Origin of the sequence: Anaerotruncus sp. AF02-27, from assembly GCF_003465835.1 — a bacterium.
Classification (GTDB): Bacteria; Bacillota; Clostridia; order Oscillospirales; family Ruminococcaceae; genus Anaerotruncus; species Anaerotruncus rubiinfantis.
Map to the genome: position 1 here is coordinate 104,845 of NZ_QSBX01000007.1, position 17,014 is coordinate 121,858.

The following is a 17,014-nucleotide window of genomic DNA, read 5'->3' on the forward strand; positions in this document are numbered from 1 at the left end:
GCCCGCCGGTGCCCTGCACCGGTTCGCCGGGCTTTAGCCCGGTGGTGACCTCATAGACTTGGATAGTGGTCACCTCGGAAGAGATGTTGATGACCTCTCCGATCAGGCGTTTGTGCCCGACGTAGACCATCTCCATCATTTGAAAATCAACAGCGTTTTTTACGGTGACAACCGGGCCGTTGATTGAGTAAACTACATTTTCATTCAATCTTTATCCCTCCGTCGTCACGCAAAATTAAAGTTGGAATGGCTGTAGAACCAATCCTTCTGTTCGGCAAGCGCCGCGTCGAGGCTCAAATCCGCCTCGATCCCACGCGCAAGGTTATACAGGATCGGACCGCCGAGCGTGATATTCTCGTCGTCCGCCGTGATGGTGCAATCGCCGTAAATCTCCTTGATCAGATTGGAAAACCGCAGGTCCGCCGTACGGACCCGGATCTCGCTTCCCGGATAGAAAAAGTCCTGGGCAAGCATTTTGACCCGTTTTTCAAAAAACGCGTCGTAGGAGCCGCTTGCCGCGAAGTCCGCAAGCCTTTTGCGGGCCGCTTCGAGCACCTCGCCGAGGTACTGTTCGCGCCGCTGATAAAGCTGCTTTTTGAGCGCGAGGGTTTCCCGGGAAATTTCCTTGATATTTGCTGTCTGGATTGCGGAAATCTGTTTTTGGATTTTATGGTAAAGCTCCTCGAGGAGGCGGTTTTCCTCCTTTTCGAGCTCATTGTGTTTGAGCTGTTCGGTATCAGCTAAAATCTGTTCGCGCTCGGCGTTCGCTTTTGCCAGGATCGCCTGTTCAAACGACTCCAGCTTGGTTTCAATCGTCTGTTGCTGTGTCATATCATTTCACCTCATTCTCATGCAAAGTCTGCCGAATGAGCCGGCCTTGCTATAACTTCACGCCGATGGCCTCGCTGACATATCCTTCGATCATCTTCGAGACGTCCCCCGAACCGTGCCGGTCCGGGACCTCCACGATGAGCGGGCGTTTTTGGGTCAGCTTGTATCGGTAGATGGCCTGCGGGCAGGCATTGATGAGCTTTTCGGTCATCAGCACGACGCCGATTTCCGGGTCCGCCATCACCCGCCGGAGTGACTGCAGGACTTCTTCATGCGAGTGGATAACCTCGCCTTCGATGCCTGCAAGGCGCATGCCAACCATCGTATCGGCATTGTCGCTGAGCGTATAAAATTTCATGGTATCAACCCCTTTTCAGGTGTCGTTGCGATCGTTTCCCTCATATTGTCACAAACTTTGCGCAGGCGCTGTCAAACCCGGCATCAAAGCTTGTTGATCAGCAGAATTGAAATCAGCAGGCCGTAAAGCGCGACGCCTTCGCCCAGAACCACGAAGATCAGCGTCTTACCGAAGGCTTTCGGGTCCTCGGAGAACGCGCCGATCGCGGCGGGGGCGGTGGAGCCGATTGCGATGCCGGCGCCCAGGCAGCTAAGCCCGGTTGCAAGCGCGGCGGCCAGATAGCCCAACCCCGCGTTATTGTCCGCCGCGGCGGCAGCGGCAACGGTCGCGGTCGCCGGATCAGCCGCGGCCGAAACCCCGACCGACAGGGTCACAAGCAGCACCGCAGCCGTGAGGAACACGCCCGCGTTGGCGATGACGCGACGCCTGGATTTCGGGGTGGAACCGGATTTCAGGACAGGGACAAGCAGGATCGCCGCGAGGAGCACTGCGGCGGTTGGAATCAAAAATAACATCATCTTTCTTAACCTCCAATGAATTCATATTTATCAGGTTTCTTCTGTGGGGGAAACGGTAATCGGTGTAAAAGGTTTGCCGTCGCCGTCGAAATAACGGCTGAACATTTCATAAAATTCCAGGCGCAGTACCTGGATTCCCACGATGAGCCCTTCCATGCCGATGACAAACAGGTTGCCGATCACCACCACAAACGGGCTGCCGGTCGAGCCGACCATTTCGGACAGCGCGAACACCACCGCCATCATGCCGGCATGGCTCAATACAAAGCCGCCGACACGCAAAAAGGACATCGTGTTGGAAAAGAAGCTCAGCACCACCTCGAACAGCTCGAAAACGCCTTCGGTCAAATAGGCGCCCAGGCCGTCGTGGGGTTTTGCTTCGGAAAACGGGACGCCGTGCGCAAGCTTGCCGATCGGCTCCTTGAACAGGATGACCACAAGCGGCAGCACGATCAGCCCCAGGACATAGCTCATGCTGAACAGGTTTTTGCCGGTGAGAAAAATTGCCACCGCGCCGACCAGGATGGAGCCGTAGAAGACAAGCCCCGCCACGCCGTTCGCGGAAAAGAATGCGCGTTCAAAGTCGTGCCGCCGAAATCCGATATAGACGTCCAGCAGGATCGAAATGATAATGAGCGCCACGCCCAGCCCGACCGCGCCGAGCAGGATGATATTGGTCATATCGGGCGCCATGACTTCGATCGGCTTGCCGGGCAGCCCCATCATTCGGAACACCGGGTCAAGCAGGTGCTCAAAACCGAACACTGAACCGTACAGGGTCCCGAAGATACACGAAAAGATACCGACCCGGTTGATCACCCTGCCGATGTTCATCTTTTTAAACTTCCACAGCAGCGCGCCGGCAATCACGAGCAGGAGCCCCTGCCCCAAATCGCCGAACATGATGCCGAAAAGCAGACTGTAGGTGAAGGCCACGAACGGCGTCGGATCAAAGTCGTCATAGGACGGCAGGCCGTACATCTCGACGAACATCTCAAACGGTTTTGCAAACCAGCCGTTTTTGAGCTTGGTCGGCGCGGTGACGCGCTTATCCGAATCGTGCGGCTTGAGCTCCACCGAAACGCCGCTGAGATCCTGCAAGCTCTTTGCGAACGCCTGTGCGCGGTCCTCCTCAATAAAGCCGGTGATATAGAATACATCCAGGAACTGCCGTTTCAGAACCGAAACATATTTTCGCATCTCAAACGAATCGGAAAGGAATTTGAGGCGGGTATAGACCTCGTAAAAGGCATCCTTCTTTTCTTCCACCAGTTCGGCAATTTTGCGTTCCACCCGCCCGAGCTCCAGCCGGTTCTCCTTGAGGGTATGCTCCAGCTGCTCAAACGCCTCCTCTGGGGTACCGTGCACGAAATCGGGCACCCGCAGCCGCTCAAAGTAAAGCGAGGAGAAGATGTCGTCCACCACCGGAGCGTTCTCGATCAGCGTGAGGTAAAGTCCCCACCGGTAATCCTGCTCCACGTCGAATGGGATGAAGATGAACGGCTTATCCGCGTAAAGAGACAGCTTCTGATAGCTGTCCAGCGGGATGCGGCCGAACCGCGGCCGGATATATTTGCAGGAAAACAGGTCGTCGAGGTCGACGTCCAGCTCGTTGATGTGCTTTAAGTGCACCAGCACGCTGTTGTCCTGTTCAATCTCGCTTTTGAGGAAGTTGCGCCGCTCATTGAGCAGGTCAAACCGCTCTTTAAACTCGTTGTAAAAATCGATGTAGTACTGGTTTGAGCGTTTCAGCGACTCTCCGGGCCGCGTTTTGTCCTGCGGCATCAGCTTCGGGTTGAGCCCCGCTGCGACCCCCAGGTTGGTGAGCCTCCCAAGCGGGTCGAGATACGGGTTTTCATCGGAAAGCGGCACAAATCCATGGATTCCCTCAACCGACTGCATCGACTTTTCGGGATGAAAATCGCCCCTGTCCAAACATCGGATGATCACATCATCCAGGCGGCTCATATCGCCAATGATGTTGACCAGCGACAATTTGGCTATCGCCATATTACTCCCATCCTTTCTCCGGCAACCATTTACACCCCACGGAATCCCAAAAAGCCCTGCGCGCCTGTTGCCGGCTTCCGGCGGGGCCTGTAATACCCAAGTATCTGAAAACCGCCCTCATGCGGAATAGAGCAGTTTTTCAATTTTTTCCGGAGGCAGATGGTACCGCACGCCTTCAATAATGCGTATGATATTTTCCACTTCCATTGTGCGCAGAAGCATCAGCGCGGTAAAGACCACCTGCGGGTCTGTCGAGAAGCGCAGCCGTTTGAGATCCAGCCGGTACCGGATGTTGCCGGTCGCGCCTTCGATATAGGTGGTATCGGGGGTGATCACCTTCCCGTAGATGGTCCGCGAGAGCCGCTGCAGAAACTCCTGCGCATCCCGCGCCGCAATCAGTTCGTCGAGCGTCCTGCGGCTGAGGCGGCAGGTAAACGGAAGCAGCATCGCGCGCACCTGGTCGGGCGACGCATGAAAATACGCTTTCAGGCGGTACATCATGTTGATATTCATCAGTTCCGCCCGGATCGTGACCAGCTCGGTGAGTTCCTTGCGCGCGGTCCCGCGCGCGGATCTGCATACCTGTCCGAGCAGCGTTTCAAAGTAATAGGTGCGCAGCGCCAGCTCATAAGCGGTGTAATCCACCTGGTTTTCCACCTGGGGATGCGCTTCCATGCACTTTCGGAAGACCGGCCCAAATTCGGTGTTTTCAATGATCTTCATCACCTGGCCGACATTCTTCACACCGACCAGATCGAGGACATGGAAGCTGATATACGGCTGAATAAAGGTCGGCAGGCTGGCGATATATTCGTCGTCCGGCCGCGCGGAAATGATGTCGCGCAGGCAGGCGAGAATCAGCTCGATCTCGATGTCCATTACAACATAGTTATAGATGCCCTCGTTTTTCGGCGCATACCGGATCAGCCGGACATAATGGTAAAAGGCGTCCTTGTGCAGCAGGCTTTCCAGCTGCCCGCGGTGGACAGTCGATTCCTGCACGCCCGCGAGCGCCGGGGCATAGGAGGTCTTTTCCTTTAAAAAGGCGGCGATCTCCTGCACCGACTGCTTGCGCAGCAGTTCATCATACTGCGCCGGGGAAAGCATGTTCCCGTAAATGGCGCGGCATTTTGTCATGATCGCGTTTGCATATTGCGGCATTGGATCACCCGCCTATACAATGCGAAACGATCTGCTCCACCCATTCGCCGCTTTTCCGCTGGAACTGTTCCTGCAACCGCTGTTCCTGCTCCGCGTAGCTCCTGCGAATTTCAAGGAGCTTCTCATTTTTTTCCGCTTCGGCCTGTGCCTTGTAATAGTCGATGCGGTGGTCACAGCGAGCCCGGTACTGCTGTGACATTTCCTGTTTGTAATCGCTCATATGGTCTAGGATTTCCCGGCGTTGATCCTGGGCCTCCCGCACAATCTGCTGTCCTTTCTGATCGTACTCGACCAGGAGCCGTATAAACCTTTCCACCATACCATCCCTTTCTTGCGCGGGTGCAATCAACCCGTTTTATCATCTATCTAGTTTATTCCCCTTGCATTCAATTTGCAAGGTTAAAATTAGACGAAACCGCGAATTCTATTTTTTCCTGTGTTTCGTAACCAAAAATGAGAAAACGCTCGCAGCTTTTTAGAACTCCTGCCCAAATTTTATCTGCTCTAATAACAGGACGTGCACATATTATCCCTGTATTTTGTAAAATTCCCGAAATATTTTCTGTAAATCCACACTGTCCAGGAATACCTTTCCAATTACTTTTTGTATAATTTTCTACCATTCCCGGTTGATTTTTCCGTTCGACACCGCTATACTTAAAATACGTATAGATATCGTCCGCATACGGACAAATTCAGAGGGAGGTTACACGCAATGAAAAAAAGTTTAGGCCTGATCAGCCTGACGCTTGCCCTTGTTTTTGTACTGTCCGTCCCCGCGTCGGCAGCTGCAATTATCTCGGGCGACAGTTTCACCACCGGTAAGGACAAATACGGCAAGAGCAAAAATGAATGGGTCACCGACCGCTACGAGCCGGAGGAATTCGACATCTATGACGGGACCCTCTATCTTTCGGTCGGCAAGAGCGGATACTACCAGTACCGGCCCGATGACCAGAAAGATAAGTTTTACGCCCTCCAGGGCCGCAAAATGAAGGTCGAAAAAACTTCTTCAAACACCTGGACCGCGACCGTCAAAATCAACATCGACAACAACTGGACCACCAGTGACAGCTTTACCAAAAAAGCGCAGTTCAGCCTGGAGCTGGTGGACAGCAAAGGCAAGGCGCTCAAGCACCAGCCAGCCATCGCCCTGCTCAAATCCAATTCCAAATCCCCGGTCCTCCAGTATTATAACCCAAAAACCAAAACGGGCTGGGGTACCGCCTATACCTATCTCAACGGCGACGATGAAAAAGAGGATCTTATCCTCGAAGACGGCTGGCACACACTGCTCATCAAGGCCAACAAAGGCGTCATCACCTATTACTTCGACGAAAAGAAGCTCGGCAACTGCACCCTCTCCCAGACCGACGTCTATCCGTCCTATATGAAGCTCAACGTCTATAACTATAACCGCCCAGCCATGGCGCAGTTCGATAACTGCTACCTCTATGACGGCTCGTACATCATCCGCCAGCTTTCCTCCGACGCGCAGGACAAAAAAGAGGAGCGGCTGGAGATCTCCTACGAGAAGAAGCGTAACAAATGGGAGGACAGCCACACCATCTATAAGTTCACAGAGGACTTCAAGGGCGCAAAAGGCACCATCAAGAAGGGCAGCTACAAGCAGAGCCAGTTAAAATCCAAGCTCGGCGTCAGCTGCAAGAGCTACACCGACGACGACTACGATGAGTACGTCGACGCGCTGGAAGATGCGCTTAGTGGTGCGAAATACACCACCCGTGAAGACAAGGAAATGCCCGACAGCTATTGGGACTACTAAGGATGCGAGCTGTTTTGGGCTCCCGGCCAAAACAGCCTCATTCCTCGCTGCCCGGCCCGCGGCCGGAGCACGGCAGAGCCGCGATACTCGTCATCGCATCTCATGGGGACGGGTGAGCCACCCTTCCCCATGTGCCCTATCCTTCCGGGGCTTCTGCTTCTAAAGCTGAAAACGGAACCGCGCTGCGGTTCCGTTTTTTGTGCGCCGCGCTTTGCCTGCCCGCGGCGCAGCCGCATGAAAAGTTTTTGAAAGGGGGGTGGGGGGAACCTTCTTTCAAGAAGGTTCCCCCCACAGCATCCTTCGCCGCGAAAAGCGGCGTCCATAGAAAAAGCCCGCCATCGGCGGGCCTTTTTTATGGATCGTTATCCCTTTTTCGACATCTGCTCGCGCATGCGCAGGGCATGGTCGAGAATCCGCTTGCGGATACGGATCGATTTTGGCGTGACCTCAAGCAGCTCGTCATCGCCAAGGAACTCGAGCGATTCCTCCAGCGAGAAGCGGCGCGGCGGAATCAGCCGCAGCGCATCGTCCGAACCGGAGGCGCGGGTATTGGTCAAATGCTTGGTTTTGCAGACGTTGACGGCAATATCCTCGCTCTTCGGGGACATCCCGACCACCTGTCCGGCATAGACCTTTTCTCCCGCGCCCAAAAAGAGCGTGCCGCGTTCCTGTGCGTTGTAAAGCCCATAGGTGACCGCCTCGCCGGTTTCAAACGCGATCAGCGAACCGTTGCTGCGGCGCGGGATCTCCCCCTTAAACGGCGCGTAACCGTGGAAGAGGGTGTTCATGATGCCCTCGCCCTTGGTGTCAGTCAAAAATTCGCTCTTGTAGCCGAACAGCCCGCGTTCCGGGATAAGGAACACCATCTTCATGCGGGAACCGACCGGCTCCATCGACTGAAGCTCGCCTTTGCGCACGCCCATCTTCTCCATAACCGCGCCGGAGGATTCCGCTGGAACGTCAATGGTCAGCTCATCGAACGGCTCGCAGAGCTGGCCGTCGATGGTGCGCATCAGCACTTTTGGGGTGCTGACCTGGAATTCGTAGCCCTCCCGGCGCATGTTTTCAATCAGGATCGAAAGATGCATCTCGCCGCGCCCGCAGACCACAAAACTGTCAGCGGTGTCGCCATCCGAAACGCGCAGGGAAACGTCGCGCAGAAGTTCACGCTGCAGCCGGTCGCGGATCTGACGGGTGGTGACAAATTTACCCTCCCGTCCCGCGAAGGGGCTGGTGTTGACCGAGAAAGTCATCTCGACGGTTGGCTCGGAAATCTTGACGAACGGGATCGGCTGAAGGGTTCCCGACGCGCAGACGGTGTTGCCAATGTTGATGTCCTCGATGCCGGAAAACATCACAATATCCCCAACCGTCGCGGAATCGGCCGGCGTGCGGCCCACGCCGGTAAACTGATAAATCGCGGTAATTTTTCCAGACCGGTTGAGCTCCTTGTCATGGTAATCACAGACATTGACCTGCTGGTTCACCTTCAGGGTGCCCTGTTCAATACGTCCGACCGCGATCCGGCCAACATACTCATTATAGTCTATCGAGGAAACCAGAACCGCGGTGGGCGCTTCGGGATCGCCCTCGGGCGGCTGGATGTAGTCGACGATCGTGTCCATCAGCGGGCGCAGATCGGTGCCGGCCACCTCCGGGGAGATGGAAGCGGTGCCGTCGCGGCCGGAACAGAAAACCATCGGACTGTCGAGCTGCGCGTCCGAAGCGCCCAAATCCATCAGCAGTTCGAGCACTTCGTCAACCACTTCATAGACGCGCGCATCCGGCCGGTCGATCTTATTGATCACGACGATGACCGCAAGATCCAGATCAAGCGCTTTACTCAGCACAAAGCGGGTCTGGGGCATGGGGCCTTCCGCCGCGTCCACCAGCAGCAGCACGCCATTGACCATTTTAAGCACGCGTTCGACCTCGCCGCCGAAATCAGCATGTCCGGGGGTGTCGACGATATTGATCTTCACACCGTTATATTCGGCGGAAGCGTTTTTGGCCAGGATGGTGATACCGCGTTCCCGCTCAATATCGTTCGAGTCCATGACGCGTTCCTGTACGGCCTGGTTTTCCCGGAAGGTGCCGCTCTGCCGGAGCATACCGTCAACCAGAGTGGTCTTGCCATGGTCGACGTGGGCAATGATCGCAATGTTTCTGAGGTCGTCGCGTTTGATATTCATAGAGGATCTTCCAATCTGCCATTTTTGGCGCATTTATTCGACATTTGTACTTTGGTATCATACCGCCAAATGCGCATGTTGTCAAGAAAAATGAAATAATTTTGGCGAACTTGCCTAATGCAAGTTCGCCAAATCCGTTTCTTTCTCTATTCTTCTTTTAAATTTTCCAATGCAACCCGAACCGCTTCAATCACAAACGCGGAGAACGTGCAATTCGTCCCTTGAATCGCATTTTCCACTTCCTCCAAAATATCATTTGGAAAACGGATGCATTTGTTTGTGGTGGGCGGCACAGAGGGAATTTTAAACTTTCTCATATTTACACCACGCAATACAATTGTATAGCAAAATAATGTGCCAAATTTTATTGTTTGTATGCATTGCGTTTGTATTGCAAAATTATGGTTTATTTGCTATACTTCATTGCAGAGGTGATATTATGAAATCAGAAAACCATGAACCCTATTTCCTGCTTTTTAGCCGTGTCACCGATTCAATCAACGTTCTCAACGCGCTTCTGGACATGCCCGATATCCCTTCAGAAGCGCTGCGCGTCCTTGGCGTTGAAGTCGAAAACCTGAAAAAGGCGCAGGCAGATGCGGAAGAATGCTTTATCGCGCAGTAAACGAAAAACGGCCCCGCGAAAGCGGGGCCGTTTCTTTTACATTTGTGCAGGATCGCCGCCCTTCGGCAGCGATTTTTGAACGCGCAGCGTTCTTTCGATCCGTTTGTCCGCTTTGCGCACAGCGCGCGGTCGCAACGGTTGCGGCCGCCCGTCCCGCGTGCTTTTTATCACGCGGGAGACATCGTTTTGTCTAAGCAGATTGCGGGCTGTCTTTGCCGCAGGCAACCAAACGGCCCGCATGGGGGTCGCGGGGTCTCCCCGCGTGTCCTTCTTTGGTGACTTTCTTGGACAAGCAAGAAAGTCACCCTGCGGAGCAATTCCGGGCGCGCGAAGGGCGCAAATCGCGGCGCGCATTCTTTGGATACTTTCTTATGCGGGAAAGAAAGTATCATCGGTTAAGCATCCCGCCCACAGCACTTTTTATACTTTTTGCCGCTGCCGCAGGGGCAGGGATCGTTGCGGCCCACCTTTTTCACATGGCGGGGTTTGTTCTCCAAGCTGCCATCGCTGGTGCCGTGCGCTTCCTCGGTCGGTTTCGCAACCTGTTCGCGCTTGGGCTCCTCGTTGGTGCGAAGCTGAATGGTGAACATCAGCTTGACCGTGTCCTCGCGGATCGATTCGATCATCGCGTCGAACATATCGAAACCTTCGATGCGGTACTCAACAACCGGGTCCTTCTGCGCGTAAGACCGCAGATACATGCCCCGTTTGAGCTCCTCCATGTCGTCGATGTGCTGCATCCACTTGGTGTCGACGTTGCGGAGCAGTACGACCCGTTCGACCTCACGCATGATCGGGGAGGTGAACTTCTGCTCACGGGCGGCATAGATCTTTTCCGCGCGTTCCTTGAGCATCTTCTTGATATCTTCATCAGTGACTTCGGAAAGCTGCTCGGTGTTGTAACGCATATCCTCCGGCACGGTGAGCCATCCCAGGAAATAATCACGCAGGCCTTCGAGGTTCCAGTTGTCGTGGACTTCCTTATCGACCAGATAACGGTCAACCGTTTCATCGATGGTTTCGGAAACCATCTTCTTAACGATATCGCTGATATCCTCGCCTTCGAGCACCTTATTGCGCTGGGAATAGATGATCTCGCGCTGACGGTTCATGACGTCGTCGAACTGCAGGACGTTTTTGCGGATCGAGAAGTTGCGTGTCTCCACCTTCATCTGCGCGGACTCGATCGAGTTCGAGAGGATTTTGGCTTCAATCGGCAGATCGTCCTCGGCGCCGATCATGTTCATCATATTCTGGATGCGCTCGCCGCCGAAGAGCCGCATGAGGTCGTCCTCCAGCGACATGAAGAACCGGGTTTCACCGGGGTCGCCCTGACGGCCGGCACGTCCGCGCAGCTGGTTGTCGATGCGGCGGGACTCATGCCGTTCGGTGCCGATGATCATGAGGCCGCCGGCCTCCTTGACCTTTTCAGCTTCGGTGGAAATCTCAGCGCGGTACTGATCCATCTTTTCCCGGAACATTTTGCGCGCTTCGAGGATCTCCGCATTGTCGGTGTCGGCAAATCCGGTGGCCTCGCTGATGATCTCGTCGTCGTAACCGGCGGCGCGCAGATCGGCTTTGGCCATATATTCGGCGTTGCCCCCGAGCATGATATCGGTTCCGCGTCCAGCCATGTTGGTCGCAATGGTCACCGCGCCGTATTTACCGGCCTGCGCGACGATCTCCGCTTCCTTCTCATGGTACTTCGCATTCAATACTTCATGTTTAATTCCATGTCGTTTCAACATGGAGGATAATAGTTCCGACTTTTCGATGGAGATGGTGCCCACCAGAACCGGTTGGCCCTTCTTGTGGCAGTCGATGATATTTTCGATGACCGCATTGAATTTTGCCTGTTCGGTCTTATAGACCACATCCGGATTATCCACACGGGCGATGGGCTTGTTGGTCGGGATCTCGACGACGTCGAGCTTATAGATCTGCATGAACTCATCCGCTTCGGTGAGCGCGGTACCGGTCATACCGGCGAGTTTATCATACATGCGGAAGAAATTCTGGAAGGTGATGGTGGCGAGCGTCTTGCTTTCGCGCTCAACCTTCACGCCTTCCTTCGCTTCGATCGCCTGGTGCAGGCCCTCGTTGTAGCGCCGCCCAAGCATGAGGCGCCCGGTGAACTCGTCGACGATGATGACTTCGCCGTCCTTGACCACATAGTCGACGTCGCGCTGCATGATGCCGTGTGCGCGGATCGCCTGGTTGATGTGGTGCTGGATCTCCATGTTATCGCCGTCGGTGAGGTTTTCAATGCCGAAGAATTCCTCGGCCTTCTTGACGCCGGCCGCGGTCAGGGTGGCGGTGCGCGCCTTCTCGTCGACGATGTAGTCGCCATCGACGTCGTCGTGCTCCTCCTTGTTGTCCTGTTCGGTGACACGAACCACCTTCAGGCGTTTGGCGAACTGGTCGGCCTTCTGGTAGAGGTCGGTGGATTTATCGCCCTGTCCCGAGATGATGAGCGGCGTGCGCGCTTCATCGATGAGGATCGAGTCCACCTCGTCGACGATGGCGAAATAATGTTCCCGCTGCACCTTGTCGGTCTTATAGATGACCATGTTGTCGCGCAGGTAATCGAATCCAAACTCGTTGTTGGTTCCGTAGGTGATGTCGCAGGCGTAGGCGGCGCGGCGCTCGGCGTTGTCGAGCCCGTGCACGATCAGCCCGACCGAGAGGCCGAGGAAGCGGTAGACCTTGCCCATCCATTCGCTGTCACGCTTGGCCAGATAATCGTTGACCGTGACAATATGCACGCCTTTTCCGGTGAGCGCGTTGAGGTAAGCCGGCAGGGTCGCCACAAGGGTCTTTCCTTCACCGGTGCGCATCTCAGCGATCCGGCCCTGATGCAGTACAATTCCGCCGAGGATCTGCACCGGGAAGTGGCGCATCCCAAGCACGCGGTCAGCGGCCTCACGGCAGCAGGCGAACGCGTCCGGAAGGACGGAATTGAGGTCTTCTCCGCCCGCAATGCGTTCCTTGAGCGCCGGGGTGGTGGCCTTGAGTTCCTCATCGGTCATGGCGCGGTATTTTTCTTCGAGATCGAGCACCTTTTTCTGCATGGGGAGGATGCGTTTGATCTCCCGGTCGGAATAGGTACCGAAGATTTTTTGGATCAGTCCCATTTTGTCACCTCATCTATCTTTTTGGGGCACTGTCAGTCGTTCCTCAAGAATATCCGCCTGAAAATGCAGATACTTTAACTTGTACATTTTACTCTGGATTATTGGCAATGTCAAATGAAAGAAGCTTTTCCAGCTATTTTTACACAGATAATATTATAATGCGCAATGCCGCTTCCAAAAAACACCGAAACCATGAACAAATCAAAAATAATTCGAGAAGAATTGGCACAGGATAATATTATACACAAAAAAGAGGGGAAAAATAGCTGGAATTTGTTGTCCAAACTTTAACAAAAGCGGGACAAGCCCCTTGATTCAGGCTTTCCCAGATAATATAATAAAGAATAGACAACCCTGTCTAACAAACCGAAAGGAGTACCGATATGAACTATTCCCATGAAGTGGAGAGAATGTGTGTTCTCACCAAAGGTCCCAACCATGGTCCGGCTCCCATTCCTGAAGAGGGAAAATGGGTAAAAGCCTATGAAATCAAGGATATTTCCGGCCTGACCCACGGCGTCGGCTGGTGCGCGCCGCAGCAGGGCGCCTGTAAGCTCACCCTGAACGTCAAAGAAGGCATCATCCAGGAGGCGCTTGTCGAAACGCTTGGCTGCTCCGGCATGACCCATTCTGCCGCGATGGCCGGCGAAATCCTCCCCGGCAAGACCATCCTCGAGGCGCTCAACACCGACCTGGTGTGCGACGCGATCAATGTCGCGATGCGCGAATTGTTCCTGCAGATTGTTTACGGCCGCAGCCAGACCGCGTTCTCCGAGGGCGGACTTCCGATCGGCGCGGGGCTTGAGGACCTGGGCAAAGGCCTGCGTTCGCAGGTGGGCACCATCTTCTCCACCAACGCCAAAGGCGTGCGTTACCTCGAACTGGCCGAAGGATACATTCTTTCGGTCGCGCTCGACGCGAACAACGAAGCCATCGGCTACAAATTCGTAAAGGTCGGCAAGATGCTGGAGGACATCCGCCACGGCGTGGACCCGAAAGAGGCGTTTGAAAAGAACATCGGCACCTACGGCCGCTATGCCGACGCCCCCAAATACATCGACCCGCGTGAAGAATAAGAGGAGAGGGAGGTAACAACATGGTAAAGTTTGAAGGACAGGAAAGAAGAATGCCCAAAATTGAGGCCTGCCTCAAAGAGTATGGCATGTCTTCTCTTGAAGAAGCCCGTGAAAACTGCCTTGCAAAAGGCATTGACGTGGAAAAGATCGTCAAAGGCGTCCAGCCGATCGCGTTTGAGAACGCGGTCTGGGCCTATACCCTTGGCGTTGCGATCGCCCTGAAGAAAGACTGTAAAAAAGCCGCGGACGCGGCCGAAGCCCTCGGCATCGGCCTGCAGGCGTTCTGCGTGCCCGGTTCGGTCGCGGAAACCCGCGCTGTTGGCCTCGGCCACGGCAATTTGGGCGCAATGCTCCTGCGCGACGAGACCAAATGCTTCTGCTTCCTCGCCGGACATGAGTCCTTCGCGGCCGCGGAAGGCGCCATCGGCATCGCCCGCAACGCGAACAAGGCCCGCAAGGAACCGCTGCGCGTCATCCTCAACGGCCTGGGCAAGGATGCGGCCTATATCATCTCCCGCATCAACGGCTTCACCTATGTCAAAACCGATTACGATTTTGCCACCGGCGAGCTGAAGGTTCTGGGCGAGACCGCCTATTCGGACGGCGAGCGCGCGAAGGTCAAATGCTATGGCGCCAATGACGTGCTTGAAGGCGTCGCGGTCATGAAGCATGAGAAGGTCGATGTTTCGATCACCGGCAACTCCACCAACCCCACCCGTTTCCAGCACCTGGTCGCGGGCACTTATAAGAAATGGTCCTACGAGAACGACGTCAAGTACTTCTCGGTCGCTTCGGGCGGCGGCACCGGCCGCACCCTGCACCCGGACAACATGGCGGCCGGCCCGGCTTCCTACGGACTGACCGACTCGATGGGCCGCATGCACGGCGACGCGCAGTTCGCGGGTTCCTCTTCGGTCCCGGCGCACGTCGAAATGATGGGCCTCATCGGCATGGGCAACAACCCCATGGTCGGCGCGACGGTCGCCTGCGCGGTGGCTGTCGAAGAAGCGCTCAGATAAAATAAGCCGTTCCGACGGAAAAACGCCCCCGGCCGCGGCCGGGGGCGTTTGCTTCCTAAAAAGAGGGAGGGATATTCCATTGTGATCATCCGAAAGGCATCCCAAACTGATATTCCGGACATCAGCCGCATCTATGCGCGCAGCTGGAAGGCGGCCTATCGCGGTATGGTGCCGCAGCCGTACCTGGACCGGCTGCCGGACGGCTACTGGGTGGAGGCTTTCACCGGCTGGGTTTCCGAGGGACTCTATGAGGCGCTGCTCATCTGCGACGGGCAAATCCCGGTCGGCTGCGCCGCATTCGGCCCCTCCAGAGATGAAAAATGTCCCGGTCCGCAGTGGGCGGAGATCCAGTCGCTCTACCTGCTGCCCGAATATATTGGCAGGGGTTATGGGAAAGCCCTGTTTGGGGCAGTGCTTTCCGCCCTGGAAACAGCAGGTTTTGAGGCCGCCTATCTCTGGGTGCTGCGCGAAAACGAACGTGCAAGGCGATTTTATGCGGCTGCGGGTTTCTCTGGAAATGGCGATCTTTACACGGTGGAAATCGAAGGGAAGCTTTTGACCGACGACCGCTTCATTCGGCGGCTGCGGGATATAACGTAAATTTTTCCAGTGAAATTCACGAATAACTTCTTTTCATTTTGGATGGAAAAGAATATAATATTCTATAGGATTTATAGGAGGATCGAGATGAGCAGCATTTCCAGAAGCCGGGCGTAAATCGGCTCGAGCTCCTCCACCGGAAGCGGATTGCAGCCGCGGCCAATTTCCACAGTGAACGCGGGGCGGTGCAGTTTTTCAATAAACCAATCCTTGAATCCTCCGTGCGACGCCATCGCTTCCGGCGCGGCAAGCCGGTAACCCGATGCGGCGGACAGCACCTGTGCCATCAGCTGGGAGCGGGCTGGGGTGCATTCGCCGTAACGGTAATAGATTTCTTCGCCCTGTGAATGATATGCATATGCCTGGCGCACATTCATCGCCCGGCAAAAGTTCACCAGCGCCAGGCTTTCCGGTTCGCTATGCGGTATGGTGCCGCCATACCGGGTCGGCGCCGGACAGCAGATTCCCGCCGCGTGTTCCATCTCCTTGACCTTGGCAAATCCCGCGTCAAAGTTGTGGTTAAGATCAATCCCGCGCGCGTTTGCCTGCCAGCGGGATGTGTCGCCGCCGCTTACCTTTTCCACGAATTCGCACAGATGTTTGGCGCTTCCCGCGCCGTTCACGGAAATTTCCACCCCGTCCGGATTGAGGCAGGGGATAATCACAATCGAACGGTTTTCCAATGCGCGCGCAACGTCGATCTCCGCGAGCGGCTCTCCGGTTGTCATCGCGCGCAGCAGATCCTCTGCAAACCGGAAGAGCAGCAGCGTGGTCAGCCATTCCATTCCATGCACGCCGCCCACGAACAGGCTGCCCCGGTAAAGCTCCCCAAACCCAAGCGCGTAAATGCTCCGGCCGAGCACCGATTTCCCAATTGGGAAGGCGCGCAGGAAGGGATAGGTTTCTCCCAGTTCACAGACCGCCCGATGGATGCGGTCATAACTGGGCGGTGCTTTATAAAATCCGTCGAACATTCGCTTCACCTCACAATAGCAATCTATGTGGCGCACGGCTCGTATTATGCAGGGGCCTTCCCGGCGCAGCAGCGCTGAAAAACACGCGCCATTTGCCGGATGCGGGACAGGGTGTGCCTCCGGCACCAGAACAGGAAAAGAGAGGGGTTCTTTATGACACATTTTGAAAAGACGATCGACTCTACCCGGATTTATGAAGGCCGCATCCTGAATCTGCGGCGGGACACGGTGGAATTGGAAAACGGGAAGACTTCCACCCGCGAAGTGGTGGAACACAACGGCGGGGTCGCGGTGATCGCTTTGGATGAGGATGGAACGATCTTCTTTGTGTCACAGTACCGTTATCCGTTTGCAGATGTATTGTTGGAGCTGCCTGCGGGCAAGCTCGAAAAGGGCGAGGACCCAGCCGCGGCCGGACGGCGCGAGCTGGAGGAGGAGTGCGGCTGCACGGCACAAACTTTCGAGCCGCTCGGCAAGCTTTACCCGACCTGTGCCTATGACACCGAAATCATCCATCTTTTCTACGCAAAAAATCTCCATGCATCACAGCAGCGCCTTGATGAGAACGAGTTTTTAACCGTTCAGAAAATTCCTGTGGAAAAAGCGGTTGCCATGGTATTGGATGGGGAAATTCCCGATGCCAAAACCCAACTTGGCATCCTGAAATTCGCGGCGCTGCAAAACGCCGGCCGGATCTGATCCGGCGATTCCGTATTCTTCTTGCGAAAGG

The 17,014-nt window shown here is 55.3% G+C and carries 17 protein-coding genes and 1 pseudogene; 6 read left to right on the top strand and 12 right to left on the bottom strand.

What is annotated here, in order from left to right; all coding sequences use genetic code 11:
* The 8 genes and pseudogenes from DWV16_RS19560 to DWV16_RS18850 form a co-directional block, all read right to left on the bottom strand.
* A pseudogene (locus tag DWV16_RS19560) lies at positions 1-208 on the bottom strand (V-type ATP synthase subunit A); the annotation flags it as partial.
* Positions 209-225: 17 nt separating this feature from the next.
* Entirely contained in the window at positions 226-831 is a 606-nt protein-coding gene (locus DWV16_RS07855) for a V-type ATP synthase subunit E (RefSeq protein WP_066455838.1), read from the bottom strand.
* Positions 832-880: 49 nt separating this feature from the next.
* Entirely contained in the window at positions 881-1,189 is a 309-nt protein-coding gene (locus DWV16_RS07860) for a V-type ATP synthase subunit F (protein ID WP_066455836.1), read from the bottom strand.
* 83 nt (positions 1,190-1,272) lie between these two features.
* Positions 1,273-1,707, bottom strand: coding sequence for an ATP synthase subunit C (locus tag DWV16_RS07865; protein ID WP_066455833.1), 435 nt, complete (start codon positions 1,705-1,707; stop codon positions 1,273-1,275).
* A 30-nt stretch (positions 1,708-1,737) separates the two neighbouring features.
* Positions 1,738-3,717, bottom strand: coding sequence for a V-type ATP synthase subunit I (locus DWV16_RS07870; protein ID WP_118478594.1), 1,980 nt, complete (start codon positions 3,715-3,717; stop codon positions 1,738-1,740).
* 117 nt (positions 3,718-3,834) lie between these two features.
* On the bottom strand, positions 3,835-4,878 hold the full coding sequence (locus DWV16_RS07875) for a V-type ATPase subunit (protein ID WP_066455829.1): 1,044 nt from the start codon (positions 4,876-4,878) through the stop codon (positions 3,835-3,837).
* Between the two features lie 4 nt (positions 4,879-4,882).
* On the bottom strand, positions 4,883-5,197 hold the full coding sequence (locus DWV16_RS07880) for a hypothetical protein (RefSeq protein WP_066455827.1): 315 nt from the start codon (positions 5,195-5,197) through the stop codon (positions 4,883-4,885).
* A 67-nt stretch (positions 5,198-5,264) separates the two neighbouring features.
* Complete coding sequence (locus DWV16_RS18850; protein ID WP_147349444.1) at positions 5,265-5,501, bottom strand: hypothetical protein; 237 nt, start codon at positions 5,499-5,501, stop codon at positions 5,265-5,267.
* 92 nt (positions 5,502-5,593) lie between these two features.
* Here DWV16_RS18850 and DWV16_RS07885 point away from each other — a divergent pair, with 92 nt between their 5' ends.
* Complete coding sequence (locus DWV16_RS07885) at positions 5,594-6,664, top strand: hypothetical protein (protein ID WP_118478596.1); 1,071 nt, start codon at positions 5,594-5,596, stop codon at positions 6,662-6,664.
* A 362-nt stretch (positions 6,665-7,026) separates the two neighbouring features.
* On the opposite strand, the gene typA is transcribed toward DWV16_RS07885, so the two are convergent.
* Together typA and DWV16_RS19790 are read right to left on the bottom strand one after the other, a co-directional pair.
* Entirely contained in the window at positions 7,027-8,856 is a 1,830-nt protein-coding gene (typA, locus tag DWV16_RS07890) for a translational GTPase TypA (RefSeq protein WP_079988129.1), read from the bottom strand.
* A gap of 146 nt (positions 8,857-9,002) precedes the next feature.
* Positions 9,003-9,173 carry a YlcI/YnfO family protein gene (locus DWV16_RS19790; RefSeq protein WP_195376887.1) on the bottom strand — a complete coding sequence of 57 codons (171 nt, stop codon included), beginning with the start codon at positions 9,171-9,173 and terminating at the stop codon, positions 9,003-9,005.
* Positions 9,174-9,295: 122 nt separating this feature from the next.
* On the opposite strand from DWV16_RS19790, the gene DWV16_RS07895 reads away from it, so the two are divergent.
* The gene (locus DWV16_RS07895; RefSeq protein ID WP_066455823.1) at positions 9,296-9,481 is read left to right on the top strand and encodes a hypothetical protein; all 186 of its coding nucleotides are present in this window, start codon (positions 9,296-9,298) and stop codon (positions 9,479-9,481) included.
* A gap of 395 nt (positions 9,482-9,876) precedes the next feature.
* Here DWV16_RS07895 and secA read toward each other — a convergent pair whose 3' ends face one another.
* Positions 9,877-12,615: a preprotein translocase subunit SecA gene (gene secA / locus DWV16_RS07900; protein ID WP_118478598.1), complete on the bottom strand. Its 2,739-nt coding sequence runs from the start codon at positions 12,613-12,615 to the stop codon at positions 9,877-9,879.
* A gap of 383 nt (positions 12,616-12,998) precedes the next feature.
* On the opposite strand from secA, the gene DWV16_RS07905 reads away from it, so the two are divergent.
* From DWV16_RS07905 to DWV16_RS07915, 3 genes are all read left to right on the top strand, one after another.
* The gene (locus DWV16_RS07905) at positions 12,999-13,691 is read left to right on the top strand and encodes an iron-sulfur cluster assembly scaffold protein (RefSeq protein ID WP_066455813.1); all 693 of its coding nucleotides are present in this window, start codon (positions 12,999-13,001) and stop codon (positions 13,689-13,691) included.
* Positions 13,692-13,711: 20 nt separating this feature from the next.
* Positions 13,712-14,710, top strand: coding sequence for a GGGtGRT protein (locus DWV16_RS07910; protein ID WP_066455804.1), 999 nt, complete (start codon positions 13,712-13,714; stop codon positions 14,708-14,710).
* A gap of 81 nt (positions 14,711-14,791) precedes the next feature.
* Positions 14,792-15,310 (top strand): GNAT family N-acetyltransferase, encoded by a 519-nt coding sequence (locus DWV16_RS07915; RefSeq protein ID WP_118478600.1) that lies wholly within the window; start codon positions 14,792-14,794, stop codon positions 15,308-15,310.
* Between the two features lie 71 nt (positions 15,311-15,381).
* On the opposite strand, the gene DWV16_RS07920 is transcribed toward DWV16_RS07915, so the two are convergent.
* A complete protein-coding gene (locus tag DWV16_RS07920; protein ID WP_066455799.1) occupies positions 15,382-16,284 on the bottom strand; it encodes a M14 family metallocarboxypeptidase in 903 nt (300 codons plus the stop codon).
* 153 nt (positions 16,285-16,437) lie between these two features.
* Between DWV16_RS07920 and DWV16_RS07925 the strand changes: the two genes are divergently transcribed.
* Positions 16,438-16,983 carry an NUDIX domain-containing protein gene (locus tag DWV16_RS07925; protein ID WP_066455791.1) on the top strand — a complete coding sequence of 182 codons (546 nt, stop codon included), beginning with the start codon at positions 16,438-16,440 and terminating at the stop codon, positions 16,981-16,983.
* Positions 16,984-17,014: the final 31 nt, after the last annotated feature.

Coding starts and splice junctions, on each gene's coding strand:
- DWV16_RS07855 (WP_066455838.1), bottom strand. CDS start 831: ATGACACAGCAACAGACGATTGAAACCAAGCTGGAGTCGTTTGAACAG.
- DWV16_RS07860 (WP_066455836.1), bottom strand. CDS start 1,189: ATGAAATTTTATACGCTCAGCGACAATGCCGATACGATGGTTGGCATG.
- DWV16_RS07865 (WP_066455833.1), bottom strand. CDS start 1,707: ATGATGTTATTTTTGATTCCAACCGCCGCAGTGCTCCTCGCGGCGATC.
- DWV16_RS07870 (WP_118478594.1), bottom strand. CDS start 3,717: ATGGCGATAGCCAAATTGTCGCTGGTCAACATCATTGGCGATATGAGC.
- DWV16_RS07875 (WP_066455829.1), bottom strand. CDS start 4,878: ATGCCGCAATATGCAAACGCGATCATGACAAAATGCCGCGCCATTTAC.
- DWV16_RS07880 (WP_066455827.1), bottom strand. CDS start 5,197: ATGGTGGAAAGGTTTATACGGCTCCTGGTCGAGTACGATCAGAAAGGA.
- DWV16_RS18850 (WP_147349444.1), bottom strand. CDS start 5,501: ATGGTAGAAAATTATACAAAAAGTAATTGGAAAGGTATTCCTGGACAG.
- DWV16_RS07885 (WP_118478596.1), top strand. CDS start 5,594: ATGAAAAAAAGTTTAGGCCTGATCAGCCTGACGCTTGCCCTTGTTTTT.
- typA (WP_079988129.1), bottom strand. CDS start 8,856: ATGAATATCAAACGCGACGACCTCAGAAACATTGCGATCATTGCCCAC.
- DWV16_RS19790 (WP_195376887.1), bottom strand. CDS start 9,173: ATGAGAAAGTTTAAAATTCCCTCTGTGCCGCCCACCACAAACAAATGC.
- DWV16_RS07895 (WP_066455823.1), top strand. CDS start 9,296: ATGAAATCAGAAAACCATGAACCCTATTTCCTGCTTTTTAGCCGTGTC.
- secA (WP_118478598.1), bottom strand. CDS start 12,615: ATGGGACTGATCCAAAAAATCTTCGGTACCTATTCCGACCGGGAGATC.
- DWV16_RS07905 (WP_066455813.1), top strand. CDS start 12,999: ATGAACTATTCCCATGAAGTGGAGAGAATGTGTGTTCTCACCAAAGGT.
- DWV16_RS07910 (WP_066455804.1), top strand. CDS start 13,712: ATGGTAAAGTTTGAAGGACAGGAAAGAAGAATGCCCAAAATTGAGGCC.
- DWV16_RS07920 (WP_066455799.1), bottom strand. CDS start 16,284: ATGTTCGACGGATTTTATAAAGCACCGCCCAGTTATGACCGCATCCAT.
- DWV16_RS07925 (WP_066455791.1), top strand. CDS start 16,438: ATGACACATTTTGAAAAGACGATCGACTCTACCCGGATTTATGAAGGC.